This window comes from Bradyrhizobium monzae (genome assembly GCF_021458635.1).
Taxonomy (GTDB): domain Bacteria; phylum Pseudomonadota; class Alphaproteobacteria; order Rhizobiales; family Xanthobacteraceae; genus Bradyrhizobium.
Map to the genome: position 1 here is coordinate 181,550 of NZ_JAIRDQ010000012.1, position 16,981 is coordinate 198,530.

Genomic DNA, 16,981 nt, shown 5'->3' on the forward strand with positions numbered 1-16,981 from the left:
GGTCAATCACGCGGCGCCATCAAAGCTCCTGATTGAACCGACCTGACCATTTCCGCCGGCTCAGCACTGAAGATGCTGAGCTGCGTCAAATCACCAACGTCGTCACGAGCGAATCAATTCGGCTGGCGTTCGGGACGCCGCGGCCACCCGGTTTCGCAAGCATAGCGGCCGGATTCCGGCGTCGCTGATCATCCGATGCGGGGGCAGGTCAGCGCTTGGACGGCACGGCGCCTCAAGTTCACTTGGAGGCGGTGGTCCAACCGCGAGAGATGATGTCGGCAACTCGAAAGGGAATCTATGGCTGCAGGGTTCCAGAGAACGATGCCGAACAGCACTGCGGTGGCGGCAATAGCTCTGCTCGTCGCTGTCATCAGTTCATCGATGGCCTTGGCGGCCGACGATGTGCGAGTGCGGCTCAGCTGGAAGCTCAAGGGCGAGTATGGTCACCTCTATCTGGCGCAAGACAGAGGTCTTTATGCTGCCAAGAACCTCACCGTACGCATGGGGGAAGGCGCAGGTTCGCAGGCGGCACTTGGGGCGCTCGTTCAGGGCCAAGAAGACATCGTCATCATGCCTGGGATCTTCGCTGCCTCCGCGATCCAGAAGGGCATGCCGATCAAAATCATCGCGCTTTATCATCCAAAGACACCTGTCGTCATGATCTCGCATCCCGACAAGCCCATCCTCAAACCGCAGGATCTCGAGGGCAAGATCGTGGCGCATGCCGTCGGCGAGACGGGGACATCCTATCTCGGAACCTTCTGCGCGGTGAACAAGATCGACTGCACCAAGATCAAGAAGGTTCAGATGGACGCGCAATCGCGCGTGTCCCAGTTCCTGCAGAACCAGGTGGACGCTGTGAGCATCTATCGCACCAGCGACCTGCCCGTCCTCGAGCAGCGGACCGGAATCAAGTTTCCGATCCTCGATCTCGCACAATTTGGGCTTGTCGTTCCAGGATTGGCGGCAGTCACGAGCGATGCCGCTATCGAGAAGAAGCCCGATGTCCTCAAGCGCTATCTCGCGGCTGTTAGCGAGGGTATCGAGGCAACGCGAAGGGATTCGAGGGCCGCTGCCAATGCCATCGCCAAGGTTTGGCAAGTCGGCCCGTCGGTGGACGTCATCGAAGCACAAGTCAGGGCAACGATTGACGCGATGGTGCCCGAGGAAGGAAAGCCCATTGGATGGGTCGACGCGAAGCTCATCGAACAAGCGATCGAGTTGCTCAAGACCGAACAAGCGATCGATCATCCAAAACCCGCGGCGTCGTTCTTTACCAATGAACTCCTCGCCAACTGACCGGCCAAAGATGACATGCGAGTGCGACTATGGGCGTCGGGCTTGGTCAGACGATATGAATCCTGCGCATCATTGCGTTCACATATATTCGAGGTCTGACGCCCACAGGTGGGACCGGGGCGGCAATCCTCGATGAAATGGCTCGCGGGGCCGTTTACTGCATTGTTGCCTCGGGCAAGCCTGTGGTGAGACTATTGCCAGCTGCTCTGTGCTCGTATCCGCCTCTAAAACTCATAAGTCATCAGTGGATCCCAAGAAGCTTCCTCCGGTGCCCATTCATGGCCCTGACCTTGAGGATCTCGGTCCGGCAGTTGAATTGCTTGTGCAGATGATCGCCGCGCTGCCCGCAGGACGGTAGCTCCGCGAAATCGCCTTAAAATCTCTAAACGATGACCACAAGAATCACGTTCCGTGCTGACGGCGCCGTTCTCAGTATTGACGCGTTGAACGATCCGGTGAACGCGAATGGCGTCGGAGTGATGGAATCGTTCAATCGCGAACAAGTCCAGGAGAGATGATGAAGTTGGTGAAGACCTCTGTAGTCGCATGTGTCCTTTCGGCTCTGCTTGCGGGCCAGGTGCTCGCGCAAGACCTTTCGACCGGCGCCAAGAATCGCGGCGGCATGCAAGGCAAGAGCATACAGGGCGGCATGAGCGATGATGAGGATTCGACCGCTCAGCTCGGCGCTGCGGACCGAAAGGCGGGGATGAAGCCGGCCAAGAGCACAAAGGGGGCAGCCGGCACCACTGGGATCGCTCCGAACAAGGGGGCAGCTGACGAGTCTTCAGACGGCGGGACGCCGACGGCCGGCAAGCGCCACTAACGCGGGCGACTCTTATCGGCAAACCTCCGGTCGCGCGCAGGCGGCCGGAGGTTTTTCCGTGCGTAGTTCGATCTCGGCGCGAATGGCCCAGCAGCAAGCGATCAAGTTGATTGCTGCGTCAAGGCTATCAGCGCCCCCTTGCGGCTCGTCCACCAAACTGAGTTGCTGTTCGGCATAGGGTGGAAGCATTTGCCGTTGGTCTTACCGCGGAAGAACGCTCCGTGAGCTGGTCGAGTCTGCGCGCCAACACGGCGGCACTTCAATACGCGGAATGATCTGGCTTGATTATCAAGTGATATTTCTGGTTTCTCCCGGCGCGAGCGCGGATGATATGTGTTGTCAGCCAAGCGTTGGGCGCGCCCTCACTGCTGATGCTATCGTTTATCCAGGTCGCGTAGCGCCGAATGGTGCTGTTCGGGGCGACGCCTCAAGCTCTGCAGCGGAGTGCGTCCAGCCGCTACCCGCATAGATGAGGTCGTCACAGCACGTTCCGGCAGGATAACGTCAGCTCGGCTGCCCGGCTCGGGAGCTGATAATTAGGAACAGGCTCTCTTCGCCGATTTGCGGTCGAGCCGGATGCAGTGAAGAAGTAATCGCGGTGTTTCGCGCAACGGGGGCTTTTGCCCTCCTCATGCCAATCCGCTTTTGGAGCTTCATGCCCAGGCTGTTAATCGGCATTCAAAGTTGACGCTCCCGCGGATTATTCGCAAGCTTGCGCCGTACCGCCGGATTTCCTCCGCCACGGCCTCGCAGTTCGGGGAGCCTTGTCGGCGCATTTCCGACGTGACGGACAATTGCAGCCGAGGGAGTTTGCGTGATGCAAGGCGATCCGACTTCGCACGGACTCTGGGAACTGACGGCTCCGCATGCACCTCAGACCGGTCGTCTAGCCGGCGAGATTGACGTCGATATCCTCGTCATCGGTGGCGGATATACTGGGCTTTCGTCGGCTCTCCACCTTGCAGAAGCAGGAGCGCGCGTCGCGGTCCTCGATGCGTCTGAAATCGGCTTCGGCGGCTCCGGACGCAATGTCGGTCTCGTGAATGCCGGTATGTGGGTCATGCCGGACACTCTCGTAGCGACGCTGGGACAAACCCTTGGGGAGCGCCTGATCGATCTGCTCGGCCATGGGCCGCGACGGGTGTTCGATCTGATCGCGCAACATGACATTGAATGCGAGCAAGAGCCAACGGGCACGTTGCATTGTGCAGTCGGACGCAGGGGATTGGAAGAAATCGAGGCTCGTGCTGAACAATGGCAGCGACGTGGCGCGCCGGTCGAGATTCTCGATGCCGCGGAGACGCGCCGGAGGATCGGCGGTGGCGACTACGCCGGTGCATTGCTGGATAAACGCGCTGGCACAATTCAGCCGCTGGCCTATGTTCGTGGTTTGGCTCGTGCCGCGCTTGCTGCGGGCGCGAAAATATTCACTCAGAGTGCCGCTCTCACCGCCAGCGACGGCGGATCGCGCTGGAAGGTCAATACGACAGCCGGATCTGTGCGTGCAGATTGGGTGATTGTTGCCACCGATGCCTACGCGCGAGGACCCTGGTCGCAGGTTCGGCAGGAGCAGATCCAACTGCCTTACTTCAACTTTGCGACCCAACCCCTCTCGGATAATTTGAGAGCATCGATCCTGCCCGAACGCCAGGGAGCCTGGGATACGAAACAGGTGCTCAGTTCATTTCGCTTCGACCGTGCAGGTCGGCTGGTTTATGGCAGCATCGGTGCTCTTGAGCGGAGCAGTGCAGCAGTGCACAGGGCGTGGGCAATCCGCTCACTGGGCAAGCTGTTTCCTCAGCTCGCCGACATCGAATTCGAGACCGGTTGGTTCGGGATGATCGGTATGACCTCGGACAACCTACCCCGCTTTCACAAGCTGGACCGCAATGTAATTGCGTTCAGTGGATACAACGGCCGCGGAATTGCGCCAGGCACGGTGTTCGGCGGCGTGCTCGCGTCCTATGTGCTGGGGCACGTTGCCGACCAAGACCTTCCGCTTCCGATCACACCGGTGGAGGAGCCGCGCTTCCGCGACACGCGGGAGGCGCTCTATCGCATCGGGGCGCAACTCGTTCATTTGACCGAAGCCCGGCTCTGATCCGCCAGCTCTCGGTAGTCCGTGAGCTCCGCGCAAGGCACATGCTGGCTTCTCGCCGACATATGGCAATTCCGCCGGCCTCGGAGACGGCTATTGCCAATCTCGCTCGATCGCTGACGTCAGATGCCGACAACATGGTCGAACTCCCGACAGCGTTCTCAACGTGCCCACGAGTTTGAAAGAAGGAACCGAGCCGACTCCAGTCGCGATCTCCGCAAGTCAATCAAGCGGATCAGCGATGTTTTCTCCCTCGATGAAACTGGACGTCCGTGCTCACGCGCCATGGATTTGGCGCAGATCGGCACGCTTTGGACAAGCGCAATGCGAGACGCGTTCGGTTTGAGCATGAATTCCAGGCGGCCCTTGCGACAGCGCGTGGTGCGATCATTGTGAGTTTGTCAGCTTTGGTACCATTGTCCATGAGCTGACGCTACGCACACTGATGCGAAGGGTCTATGAACCCAGCTGTTTTCGTCGCGGCACGCAGCTTGCTTTGGTGGGCATACCATCACCATTCCAGGGCTTGGTGATGCAGGGGCGGACCGGACGCATCACCTGCGTTTGAGTCCGTCCCGTCGATCTGCGAGGCGACATGAAACGGCCGCCGGAAGAACTACGCAACAATCAGGGAGTACCCAATGGAGATCGTCTTGGGATGTTGCGCCGGGCTCGTTTTCACCGGCATCCTGGTTGCGTGCTACTGGGCAGTGCGGTGACAAGGAGCCGCAACGCGTGTCTTTGCTTTTGAAAGTGATCGAACCTGACCCGCGCCATAGCCTCCTGAAGCGAACCTTGTCGCACGGCTCGCAAGCCTTTGGGCTCGTCAACAATAGTCTTTGGTATCGTCTTCCGAATAGAGCGCTGCAAAGTGCGTTTCCTGACGTTTCTATTCCGGAGGCTGCATTGAGGGACCCGCGCGCAGCCAAGCGCGAAAGATGCCCCGCCACCGCTATCAAGTCGATCATAGCGTACGTTTCCGCCCCGCTGAGTCCGACGAGTAATGAGACGCGACAATGTGATGATCCGCTCGGCTTTGGCTGTTCCGCCTAGCTTTGGTCAACGCTGGATTGGAAATCATAGGACCCACGCTGCCCACGGGCATAGCAGGCCAATGTCACCTGGACTGGCCAGTCTTGCTGCTTGCGCCGACTCGCTGCCGCGGATCGCACAAGCGCGGCTAATGGAACGGGATGTCGCATCTTAGTCAGCCGAACGAGCTCTGTGCCGCAATGGGCTATGCTGACGTGCTCATTGCTTCAAAGAAGTAAACCATTGCGGGCCATATGAGTTGCCAGCTTACGGGAATGTCTGATGCCCCGACGATCGGTCGTGGCGTCAGTTCTCCTTGGCAACTCTGGCCGCGCGATCGAGGACATCCCGATGTCCGGAGCACCCTGCCGAGTAGGCTCTGAACGGACAACGTGGAGAGGCGACTTGCATGGAACGGTACACTGTCTACGTCGTCAGACGCGACGGGCATCTCGTAGGCTTTGTCGAGTTTATCTGTTCGGACGAAGGGACCGCCACGGAGCGGGTGCGGAAGCTTGCAAGCGACCACGCGGTTGAGCTTTGGCAGAACGATCGTAGGATCGCAGCATATGAAGGACGCCGGTGGCTCCGCGAAAAGGAGATCGATTGAGATGAGCACGCGACGAAATTATTCGACGTGGGGAGCTGGCCGCCCGCCCCAGAATCGGCAGATGTTCGATATCCGCTAGCTAAGCAGGTTGCTCTCCGCAGAGTTGTCGAACATGCTCGGCACACAAACAAAAACCCCGGCATCGCTGCCGGGGTTTCGCATTCCGTGGTTCGCCTGAGTGGCCGGACTCAGAAGTCCATGCCGCCCATGCCACCCATGCCGCCGCCCGGGGGCATCGCCGGGCCGGCGCCGCCCTTCTTGGGGAGCTCGGCGACCATGGCTTCGGTGGTGATCAGCAGCGCCGCCACGGAGGAGGCGTTCTGGATCGCGGTGCGAACGACCTTCGTCGGATCGATAATGCCCTTGGTGACGAGGTTGCCGTACTCGCCGGTCTGCGAGTCGAAGCCATAGGCGTACTGATCTTTCTCCAGGATCTTGCCGACGATCACCGAACCGTCTTCACCGGCGTTGATCGCGATCTGGCGAGCGGGCGCGGAGAGCGCCTTGCGCACGATCTCGACGCCGGTCTTCTGGTCGTCGTTCTTGGTACGCAGGCCCTTGAGCTGCTCGGAAGCACGGAGCAGGGCGACGCCGCCGCCCGGGACGATGCCTTCCTCGACAGCCGCGCGGGTCGCATGCATCGCGTCATCAACGCGATCCTTGCGCTCCTTCACCTCGACCTCGGTCGCGCCGCCGACGCGGATCACCGCGACACCGCCCGCGAGCTTGGCAAGACGCTCCTGGAGCTTCTCACGGTCATAGTCCGAGGTGGTCTCCTCGATCTGCGCCTTGATCTGGGCCACGCGCGCCTCGATGTCGGCCTTCTTGCCGGCGCCGCTGACGATCGTGGTGTTCTCCTTGTCGATCATCACCTTCTTGGCGCGACCGAGCATGTTGAGCGTGACGTTCTCGAGCTTGATGCCGAGATCTTCCGAGATCGCCTGGCCGCCGGTCAGGATCGCGATGTCCTGCAGCATGGCCTTGCGGCGATCGCCGAAGCCCGGAGCCTTCACGGCCGCGACCTTCAGACCACCGCGCAGACGGTTCACGACGAGGGTGGCGAGCGCTTCGCCTTCGACGTCTTCCGCGATAATCACAAGCGGCTTGCCGCTCTGCACCACGGCTTCCAACAAGGGAAGCAGTTCATTCAACTGAGATAGCTTTTTCTCATTGATCAGGACGTAGGCATCTTCCATTTCAACGCGCATCTTGTCGGCGTTGGTGACGAAGTAGGGCGAGATGTAGCCGCGGTCGAACTGCATGCCCTCGACAACTTCGAGTTCGGTCTCGAGCGACTTGGCTTCCTCGACGGTGATGACACCCTCGTTGCCGACCTTCTTCATAGCGTCAGAGAGGAACTTGCCGATTTCGGCATCGCCATTGGCCGAAATGGTGCCGACCTGGGCGATCTCGTCGTTCGAGGTGACCTTCTTGGAGTTCTTCTGCAGGTCCGCCACGACGGCGTCTACGGCCAGATCGATACCGCGCTTGAGGTCCATCGGGTTCATGCCGGCGGCGACCGCCTTGGCGCCTTCGCGCACGATCGCAGCCGCGAGAACGGTCGCGGTGGTGGTGCCGTCGCCGGCCGCGTCTGCGGACTTGGAGGCGACTTCGCGCACCATCTGGGCGCCCATGTTCTCGAACTTATCGTCGAGCTCAATGTCCTTGGCGACGGTGACGCCGTCCTTGGTGATGCGCGGAGCGCCGAACGACTTGTCGAGCACGACGTTGCGGCCCTTCGGACCGAGCGTCACCTTCACCGCGTTGTTGAGGATGTCGACGCCGCGCAGCATACGGTCGCGGGCGTCGACGCCGAATTTGACTTCTTTGGCTGACATATTTGTTTCCCTGAGTTGATTGGTCTCATCTCACTCCTGAGGCGCCCGGCAGGCGCTCCTCAGAGGTGAGCGGTGCGAGCGGTTGGATTAGGCGGCCTTCTTCTTGGCCGACGCATCGGTGAGAACGCCCATGATGTCGCTCTCCTTCATGATCAACAGCTCCTGGCCGTCGATCTTGACCTCGGTGCCCGACCACTTGCCGAACAGCACGCGATCGCCGACCTCGACGTCGATCGGGATCAGCTTGCCGCTCTCGTCGCGGCCGCCCGGGCCAACGGCGATCACTTCGCCCTGGGACGGCTTTTCCTTGGCCGTGTCGGGAATAATGATGCCGCCTGCGGTCTTCTCTTCTGCGTCGATGCGCTTGACCACGACGCGGTCGTGAAGCGGACGGAATTTCATGCAGTCCTCCTAAGCAATTGCTTGGGTTGGTGATTTTAGGTAGTTAGCAGTCGATGCCCACGAGTGCCAATGCGGGCTGAGCTCAAGTAGGGCTGGTCTTTTCGGGAAGCAAGGGCTCCTCGCAGAAAAAAGGGGCTCAGGGTACTCGCCGGCTGTTCGTGGTCATACCGGCGAATGACCGAACCGGCGATCTGCCCTTGGTGCCTAGGATTTTCCTCACTATCCCGCGCGGACGCGAACTCGTGATGGCACGCTGGGGCGTGCCGAACTCGTGGCGGGTTCTGTGGACGCCACCAAGAAGCTAGAAGCAAGGGGCAGGCCAGTCGACTTCCAGCAGCTGCTGAGGATGAGCTCGATGGCGGCACGACCAACGTCCGGTAGTGAGAGCGCGCACTGGAAGCGCTGGCTCGATCCGCAGAGCTGCTGCCTGGTGCCGTTCACCTCGTTCTCCGAGGACGACACCATCGATGGCAAGAAGGTGTCGGTCCGGTTCGCTCCCGACGAGAGCCGGCCTGTTCTCGACGATGGAGTTGCAGCCGGCAAGACGGAATGCATTTCCGCGAACGCCGCCGTGAGGCGTGCCGAGGCGTTGTCCCGCAAGCCCGGCATCATGGGCGCGGTCGCCTTCTCGGTGACCGAAGGACCCATCGCGCGGCGACTTCGGCGACGCCAAGGTGATCCGGAAATGCGGCGACGTACCCGAAGATCTGAGCACGCCGATCGTCCCGACGTCGCCACACCCCAGTGGTGGCATCAGGGCGGAATTAGCCTGCGGACTCGCATTTGAGGCATCGCCAGATCGTGGCTCCCTGCTATCACGATTTGCGGCCAAGTCATGGACTTCCTGCAACAAGGGCAGACGCAAATGATGCTGGAAGGTGGCGTTGGGCGACACGAAGAAGGCGAGCGATCAACTGAGAGGATCCGCCGGATGCTCGGCGAAACCAGATGAACCGGGCAAGCTCGAACCCGATCCCGCAGGCTGCTCCGCGGCGAGCCTTTCGACTTGTTCGACGAACTCGGACCGTGCGCGTTGATCGCCTATTCGGAGAAAAGCGCGGATCAGCCTAAGTCCCTGCAGATCGCTTCGCATTGAAGACGCGTTGTCGTTCATTTTCGAGCTCCCTGACTTTCTGTAGGTGGTCCAAGTCGCAAGTGCAAGAATGATCCGTATCACGCGTCGGTTGCAACATAAATCCTACCAAAAGGGGGGCTGCTCGGGCCCGAACGCAGGTTCACGCGGAGCCGGTGCGGGGTAGGATGCGGGCCAAAGTTTGCCCTTCATAGCCTCCCATCCTGTTGCAAAGACGATGAAGCGAAGCGCAATTCAGCGACGAGAGCAGCCGTAGCTGCTGCCCATACGTTCCAATACACCGAATCTAGTTGTGCGCCTTTCGACAAATTCGGATGGGACAACGCGGCGGATGTTAGCCACAAACGGTCGGAAGCCAGCTACAGGACAGCTCTTAGAAACTTCCATACCTCGTCTTAGACGAGCCTTCCTCCACCGCATTCAATTCGTCGTATCCTCGCCATTCGAGCGCCGAATCCGGCGCGCAGCAAATACAGCTCTCGATGCCGCAATAAGGTCGTAGCGATCAGGTGAAACGAAGGGAGCCAGTGCCACGCTGTCGATCTCGCTGAGGTGATCGCGTTATCGGTTGGCGCAGGGTAAAATCAGACAGAGAGCATAAGGCCGTAATCCGTGGCAATGAATCGTCGAAACTTCGCTGCAGCCGGGTTTTCTACGCTCGTGTGCGGATACGCACTGATGCAGCCGGGACGGGCCACGCCGTCCAGGAGGCCAGTGGTCGCCGGCTATGTCGCCCCGTGGAAGGCCCGGACGGGCGGCCCAAACATCAAGACGATCCCGGCTCGCGAGCTGACCCACTTGATGTACGCGTTCGGCACCGTTTCGGCAGAAGGACTGGCTGGACTTTCGGATCGTTGCCTCGACGCAGGAGCCTGCGAAGGAACCGCGCCGTCGACCCCGTTCGGCGGCAATTTCGCCCAACTCACCGAATTGAAGCGGAGCAGTCCGGAGCTCCGGATCCTGATTTCGTTGGGCGGTTGGAGCGGGTCGAAATATTTCTCGGCCGCCGCTGGCACGCCGATGTCGCGCGCGCGGTTCGCACAATCCGTTATCGAGGCGTTCTTTCGGCCGTATCCGGGTCTGTTCGATGGTGTGGATGTCGATTGGGAGTTTCCCGTCTCAGGAGGACGTCCAGGGAATCTCGCGCGCCTCGAGGACCGTACGAATTTCACGCTCCTGATTGCGGAGCTTCGCCGAAGACTCACTGAGTTTTCCGCATTGGAGCGCAGGGAGCTGGAGCTCACCATTGCCGCATCGGCCGTCCCCAATAAGATTGCCAATCTGGAGGCGGCCGCTCTCGCCCCGCTGGTCGACCGGATTCATCTAATGGCCTACGACTATCATGCGGGCTCGACCTTTGCCGGCTTCAATGCTCCGCTGTTTGCCTGTGCCGGCGATCCAAGTCCCGATCTCAATGTCGATGCAAGTGTGAACGCCTTGATCCGGGCCGGGGTGCCGCGAGCCAAGGTCACGCTCGGGATAGCCTTCTATGGCCGAGCTATTGCAGGCGTTCCGCAGGAGAACGGGGGGCTCTTGCAAAAGGGGACGACGGCGAGCGAGGAGTGGGGAGGGAACGACGGCATCGATTATCGCGATCTCGTTGTCCGGCGACCGGAAGAGCAGGGCTTTCGCCGGTATTGGAGTGATGAGGCCCAGGTGCCGTGGCTCTATGACGCCGAACGGCGGATATGGATCAGCTACGACGATCCGCTATCCATCGCACGCAAGACGATGTACGCGCGCGCCCATGGACTCGCCGGGATCATGATCTGGGACCTGTTCGCCGACGACGGTTCGCTGCTGCTCGCAGCGCTCCCCATCCCTCCTGTGCGAAGATCCGAATAGAAGTGCCGTCATCACGTCGCCTTGAAGCGCGTCATTTGTGCGCGCCTCGAGCGAAATCAGCCGCGAAACGCGTTCGATGCTGTGAGATCAGCTACGTCGAATTGAAACGACGATGTCGGAAATCTGACAACCGGCAGCATCGTTCCGGAGGCATGCTGGCGGCAATGCGGGCTAGCGCCGTGACGCGACCTGCGCGCCGGATCCCATCCGGTTGATCGCGAGGCCGGACGACTCTTCGCGACGCCTCACTCGAAGGCTTGACCAACCCTGACTTAAGCCATGTCCGTGTATCGGCGTGGGGTCCCGACCCCGATCGGCGCCATAAGTCACTGATCCATGCGACATAGAAGAGGCATGCCTCGGCGTTCCTTATCAGGCGAGACATCGGCAGAGTTGCTGCGGATGCTCTATGGCCACGATCGCGAATTCGTTTTCCGAAAGTCCAATATGGGTGAGTAATCCGTGTGCGTCGTTAGCTTCCCTAATAGGGCGTTAGCCTCTCCAGGTTTCATTGATAGAACTTGAACGCAACCATCTTGTTTGCGCGTACGGGGCGGCAGCACGCAGATTGACTCGATGTCGTCTGCGTTCATTACGAGATCCTTGGCAATCTACGTCGGCAACTTGATCCTATTGTCGATTAAGCATCTGGGCGGCAGAGGCAAGAAATGTCGCCCGTGATACCGCAAACGTATTGTCCGGCTTAACATCGGTGGGCCGGCTGTGCTGTCGATTTGGGCCGGCGGCTGCAAGCAGACTGGCAAGGGGCCGCCCTGCGTGATGCTGAGGCAGGGCGGCCCCACTGCTTTGATTGCTACCAGAGTGTGGATATACCTCGCCGTTGGGCGGCAGTTCTGAGCAGAAATACGGCGCCTGAGCGCCCGCAACCGCCGCTAATCGTTGTGGTTGTGATGCTACATCGCCCAATATTCCTGAGGAAGGTCGGCCATTGGTTAGATCACCATATTTCGTCATCGCCGCGATGCTCTTTTGGGGCGCTCTCGGGTGGCTTCTCTACTCCCTTTGGAAGTTGCCGTTCTAATGATCGCGCTGGCTGGTCTTACTATCGGCATCGCAGCATCTAAGCGCCGCGCATCGAAGGCTTGGCCTTGTCTCTCCTGGCGGGATGGCTGCAGACGGCATTACAAGCTCAAGAACGCAACGGTCGGACCATCAAAGACGTCGACTCGAAGTTGCGCGGCCGACCAACCTTTTCGGCTGTTGACGTCCTAGTCTTTGCCCTGCAACACAAGCCGGAATTGGCTCTGCCGTGAGTGGAATGAGGTCCCGCAACGCATGTAGGAGATTAGATGCTAATGTATGTCTCGAGGATCTTCGCAACTGCGGGCCAACGCGCTTGGATTACCGGGCCACAACTACTGATCTTGATGCGCTGCCCAGGGCGAGTCGCTGTCGTTCGGCACCAGAAAGATGTGATGGCGAACGCTCAAGGAGTGGCCCCAGGTCGAGCAACTCGATCACGCCATCAAAGTCGATCAGCGTCGGTTTCGACTTTGACGCGTTACGGAACCTGACAGACAAATGCGAAAAAAGAATCGGCCGCTGGGAACTGCACGCAGGTGCGGGCAAAACGTGGTTCTCATCCTGGCAAATCTCGCCGTGAATCGCGCAAAATCCGCTCGGCCGACGCTGTGCGCTCGCGATGCAGCGTGCGAGTGTGGCCTTGCCGCATCCAGGCGGTCCGAAAATTGCCGTGACGCCTTTGGCGGGTGCGCTGAAGTGCGCGTCGAGCGGCACGCTTGCCGGAGAGCCGCTGAAGGCAACTTCAATATAGCCCTGTTTTGCTGCTCTCACGTGCTCGCGCCTGCGCTGTCTTTTCTCGACTAAGGTTGCGAGTAGAATGGTGCAGTGGTGGTAATCACCATGCCGCCGACAAGCCGGCCAGGCGGCGTCTCCGCTCGGGGAAGGCCATGACCTGCGGCGGTTGGATTGCAAATCCATTGTGTCCCGAAAGCCGGCAGCCTGAGCGTCTCGGCGCCATCAAGGCTCGTCGCAACCGAACGCTGCCGCGCCCCTTGCCGATAGACCACCAGATTGTGAAGTTTTAGCCGGCTTGGCCTGACGAGGTTGTCCCCTGGGTGGATTGCCCGGGTTGTCTCGCTCGGCTGTAGAAGTATCGGCGATCACCAGAGTTCGACGGCGCTTCTGGGTCGGCAATGCGCATAGTCCTGGTAACCAATATGAATTTTGCGCGCGAGCTCATGTCCATGGCTTCGGCAATTTCAGGTGCAAGCAACGTCAAAACCAGATTGATCAGAATCAATCGCATAAGTCTCATTGGAACTCCGAGGATGTCCGCCGCGACCGAATTCTTTGCGGCGGCTCCTTTGCTCTTTCATCCAGCAATCTGCATGCCGCTTCGCGGACTGCGGAGCGCGGCCGGCTTGTTCATGAGGAACTCGCATAGTATCCAGCCCAGCGTGCGGCTGACCACATTGTATCGTCGTGTTTCTGACGTTCGAGTCATTAAGCGGACAAGCAGGACGCACGAGGTGGGAGCTGACAACGATGCTATCACCTCTTGTGTTGAAGATAGTGTTTGGCGATCCCGCGAGAGACTGATGCATAATCGGTACCATCCAATTTGTCGAACTTCCGATCTGCGCAGATGGAGGTCGGCTCATCGGCACTCTGAAGGCATATGATCACTTGGGTAGAAATTTAGTGATCTCTTCGACATTTAAAAGACGCGAGCTATCGTCAGTACATGAGATCACGATCTAGTCCTGTCCGCATCGGCGAACGGTCAACTGTGTCCCGCTATGCGGACCATTCTCTCATCGAACACGAGTATATAGGACAACCAGGGCTATCGCACCATTGCGCATCAGCGCCCCGCAATCACGTATCGAGACTGCGACATTGCGTTCCTGGAGGAGGGAGACTCGCCGGCTAGGGTCATCTGTACTGATGCGGACAGCGGCTTGATCATTGGCAGTCCATCAATCGCGCCGACCCGCAAGGAGAGTCATAGAAGTGTCAACCCGGATGAGATCATCCGTCTAATTGGCGGCACTACCGCCTGGCTTCGATAGCCACCGAGATGGGGGCGCGTGATCTGACGAGGCGGAATCCTCACATCTGACGGGTTGCGACGCCGCCGGAGGCTATGGACAACGATTGCCGCGTCCTTAAATGGCGGCGACGTTTGAACAGATTCGAAAGAACCCATCGGTTGACCTTCGACAGCATCGTCAGGCCGCTCGGCAGTTCCCTAGAGCCGGACTTCAAGTCCTTCAGCATGCTTCGAGCTGAAACCAACCACTTCAGGTGACACGTGCAGCAAGCGCCTTGTGCACGACTTCCTACCCGCGATGCGTTGAACAGTCACCGGTCTTGGCGCGAAAACGACATTGAGATCGAAAAAAAGCTGGTACGCCCGCCGCATCAGCTGGCATGGCCCCTGCATATTAGCGGCGGCTAAGCAGCGCCGGGACGTTGGTCTGGTCGTTGCGGTTGGCACAAGCTTGTCTTGCTTTCGTGAGGTGATATGCGATCTGGAGTTCTTGTAATGCTTGCGATACTGGCTCAGCACGCTTCTGCTGCCGCGAACGTCCTGGCTGACGACATCGCCAATCCACCGCTGGTGCAGTCCGATTACGAACGAGCGCTGACGATCGGCGATCGCTATGGCCAACTTACCGTCAATGTCCCCGACATGCCGTTCTGGCTCTCAGAAGGCGAGGCGTTCGTCTACCGACAGACAACCCAGGGCAAACGTCAGTTCACGCTGATTAATGCTGCCACAGGCGTAAAGCGGCCGGCTTTTGATCAGATCCGCCTCGCGGCGGCGCTGAACAGCATGAGCCATAAGACCTACAAGTCCGACGATCTGCCGTTCGCCCGTTTCGAGCTGACCGATAACGGTCAAAGGCTCAGCTTCGAGATCGAGAATACGCACTGGAGTTGCGACCTTGCAGGCTATGTCTGCACAAGCACGCAGGTCCCTCAGCGGTTGGGCTACGGCCACACGCCACCCGCTGAGAATGATCCGCGCAAGACAACAGTATCTCCTAACGGAAAATGGGACGCCTATATTAGAAACTACAATATCTTCCTGCGCAGCAAGGACGGTTCGCAAGACATCCCATTGACGTGGGACGGATCTGAAGGCAACTACTATGCTTTATCGACGCTGAGATGGTCTCCGGACTCAACTCACCTGGCTGGTTATCGGGTCCGTCCAGGCGACCAACGGAAGATTCATTACGTCGAATCTTCCCCAACCGACCAGCTTCAACCCAAGCCTTGGTCGATTGGATACCCGAAGCCGGGTGATGCCGTGGCACTGTCCCAACCGGTGCTGTTTGACATCATCAGCCAGCGCGTGATCGCAATCGACAACACCGCGTTTCCCAATCCCTATTTCCTTTCGCCGATCCAGTGGTGGAAGGACGGGCGCGGTTTTACCTTCGAATACAATCAACGTGGGCATCAGCTCTATCGCCTTGTCGAGGTCGACGCCGCCACGGGCCAGGTGCGCTCGTTGATTGACGAGGCCAGCCAGACCTTTATCGACTACAAGCGTCTGGCAACTGGAAGGATCTTCCGCTACGACGTCGAGGATGGGAAGGAGATCATCTGGGCGTCCGAGCGCGACGGATATGAGCATCTCTATTTGTTCAATGGCAGGACCGGCGAGCTCAAAAACCAGATCACCAGGGGAGATTGGGTGGTTCGCGCCGTCTATTATGTCGATCCGATCATGCGCCAGATCTGGTTTGGCGCCAGTGGGATGAACTCAGGGGAGGATCCCTATTTCGTCCATGCCTATCGCATCGATTTCGACGGAAAGGGACTGACTGCGCTGACACCTGAGCAGGCCGATCATCACATTGAGTTCTCACCGAGCGGCCGCTACTATGTCGATCTGTGGTCACGCATTGATGTTCCGCCGCACATCGTGCTGTACCGAACCAGCGATAATGCCGAACTGATGAAGGTCGAGAACGCCGACATAAGCGAACTCATCGGCGCCGGCTGGCAGCCGCCACTCAGCTTTCATGCCAAGGGGCGGGACGGCAAAACCGATATATGGGGCGTCATTCACCTGCCAGTCAACTTCGATCCAAACAAGAGGTATCCGGTCGTGGAGCGCATCTACGCCGGCCCACAGGGTTCTTTCGTTCCGAAATCCTTCTCGACCAGGGTCGAGCCGCTCACCCAGCTGGGATTTATCGTCGTCCAGATCGACGGCATGGGTACGAACAACCGTTCGCGCGCCTTCCATGATGTTGCGTGGAAGAATCTGAAGGACGGCGGCTTTCCGGATCGAATTCTGTGGCACGAGGCGGCCAGCGCAAGGTATTCGTGGTACGATATCTCCAATGTCGGCATCTTTGGCACATCCGCTGGCGGGCAGAATGCGGTGAGCGCGCTGCTCTTTTATCCTGAGTTCTACAAAGTAGCCGTGGCCAACAGCGGTTGCTACGACAACCGGATGGACAAGATCTGGTGGAATGAACAGTGGATGGGCTGGCCGGTCGGTATCGAGTATTCGCAGTCGTCAGCGATCGACAACGCCCATCGACTGCAGGGTAAGCTGATGCTCATTGTCGGGGAAATGGACCACAATGTCGATCCGGCCTCCACCTTCCAGCTTGCAGATCGGCTCATCAAGGCGAGAAAATACTTCGACATGCTTTATGTGCCGGGTGCCGATCACGGAACGCCGGGTGCTTATGCCGAGCTCAAGCTGCTGGACTTCTTTGTTCGCAACATACTCGGTCAGAGACCGCCGAACTGGAACGCCGTACTGACCGAGCTGCCGAAGAGCAAATAAGGGGATGATGGCGCAAACATCCTTGATCATTTGGTCGCAGGCGCCGTTGCGCGATTGCTCTCCGAAACTCAGGCCGGGCAGCATTTCGAGCGAAGAGCCATTTATAAACGAATGGTCTTCTTGAGAAGCTCGTCGCGA

The 16,981-nt window shown here is 59.1% G+C and carries 9 protein-coding genes and 1 pseudogene; 6 read left to right on the forward strand and 4 right to left on the reverse strand.

Going from position 1 to position 16,981, the window contains the following annotated elements:
• Positions 1 to 321 precede the first annotated feature (321 nt).
• From K3F49_RS32825 to K3F49_RS32835, 3 genes are all read left to right on the forward strand, one after another.
• Complete coding sequence (locus K3F49_RS32825; protein ID WP_234685023.1) at positions 322 to 1,299, forward strand: ABC transporter substrate-binding protein; 978 nt, start codon at positions 322 to 324, stop codon at positions 1,297 to 1,299.
• 517 nt (positions 1,300 to 1,816) lie between these two features.
• The gene (locus K3F49_RS32830) at positions 1,817 to 2,122 is read left to right on the forward strand and encodes a hypothetical protein (RefSeq protein WP_234685024.1); all 306 of its coding nucleotides are present in this window, start codon (positions 1,817 to 1,819) and stop codon (positions 2,120 to 2,122) included.
• Positions 2,123 to 2,939: 817 nt separating this feature from the next.
• Positions 2,940 to 4,223: an NAD(P)/FAD-dependent oxidoreductase gene (locus tag K3F49_RS32835; protein ID WP_234685025.1), complete on the forward strand. Its 1,284-nt coding sequence runs from the start codon at positions 2,940 to 2,942 to the stop codon at positions 4,221 to 4,223.
• A gap of 1,827 nt (positions 4,224 to 6,050) precedes the next feature.
• On the opposite strand, the gene groL is transcribed toward K3F49_RS32835, so the two are convergent.
• Together groL and groES are read right to left on the reverse strand one after the other, a co-directional pair.
• Positions 6,051 to 7,700, reverse strand: a complete 1,650-nt coding sequence (gene groL / locus K3F49_RS32840; protein WP_234685026.1) for a chaperonin GroEL — start codon at positions 7,698 to 7,700, stop codon at positions 6,051 to 6,053.
• A gap of 87 nt (positions 7,701 to 7,787) precedes the next feature.
• Positions 7,788 to 8,102 (reverse strand): co-chaperone GroES, encoded by a 315-nt coding sequence (gene groES, locus K3F49_RS32845; protein WP_027548167.1) that lies wholly within the window; start codon positions 8,100 to 8,102, stop codon positions 7,788 to 7,790.
• Between the two features lie 478 nt (positions 8,103 to 8,580).
• On the opposite strand from groES, the pseudogene K3F49_RS39720 reads away from it, so the two are divergent.
• Positions 8,581 to 8,815 (forward strand): annotated as a pseudogene (locus K3F49_RS39720) (hypothetical protein); the annotation flags it as partial.
• Positions 8,816 to 9,012: 197 nt separating this feature from the next.
• Here the strand turns inward: K3F49_RS39720 and K3F49_RS32855 are convergent.
• On the reverse strand, positions 9,013 to 9,216 hold the full coding sequence (locus K3F49_RS32855) for a hypothetical protein (RefSeq protein ID WP_234685027.1): 204 nt from the start codon (positions 9,214 to 9,216) through the stop codon (positions 9,013 to 9,015).
• Between the two features lie 693 nt (positions 9,217 to 9,909).
• Between K3F49_RS32855 and K3F49_RS32860 the strand changes: the two genes are divergently transcribed.
• Positions 9,910 to 11,040: a glycoside hydrolase family 18 protein gene (locus K3F49_RS32860; protein ID WP_234685028.1), complete on the forward strand. Its 1,131-nt coding sequence runs from the start codon at positions 9,910 to 9,912 to the stop codon at positions 11,038 to 11,040.
• Positions 11,041 to 12,402: 1,362 nt separating this feature from the next.
• Here K3F49_RS32860 and K3F49_RS32865 read toward each other — a convergent pair.
• Positions 12,403 to 12,855 carry an ATP-binding cassette domain-containing protein gene (locus tag K3F49_RS32865; RefSeq protein WP_234685029.1) on the reverse strand — a complete coding sequence of 151 codons (453 nt, stop codon included), beginning with the start codon at positions 12,853 to 12,855 and terminating at the stop codon, positions 12,403 to 12,405.
• A 1,717-nt stretch (positions 12,856 to 14,572) separates the two neighbouring features.
• On the opposite strand from K3F49_RS32865, the gene K3F49_RS32870 reads away from it, so the two are divergent.
• Positions 14,573 to 16,843 (forward strand): S9 family peptidase, encoded by a 2,271-nt coding sequence (locus K3F49_RS32870; protein WP_234685030.1) that lies wholly within the window; start codon positions 14,573 to 14,575, stop codon positions 16,841 to 16,843.
• Positions 16,844 to 16,981 lie beyond the last annotated feature (138 nt).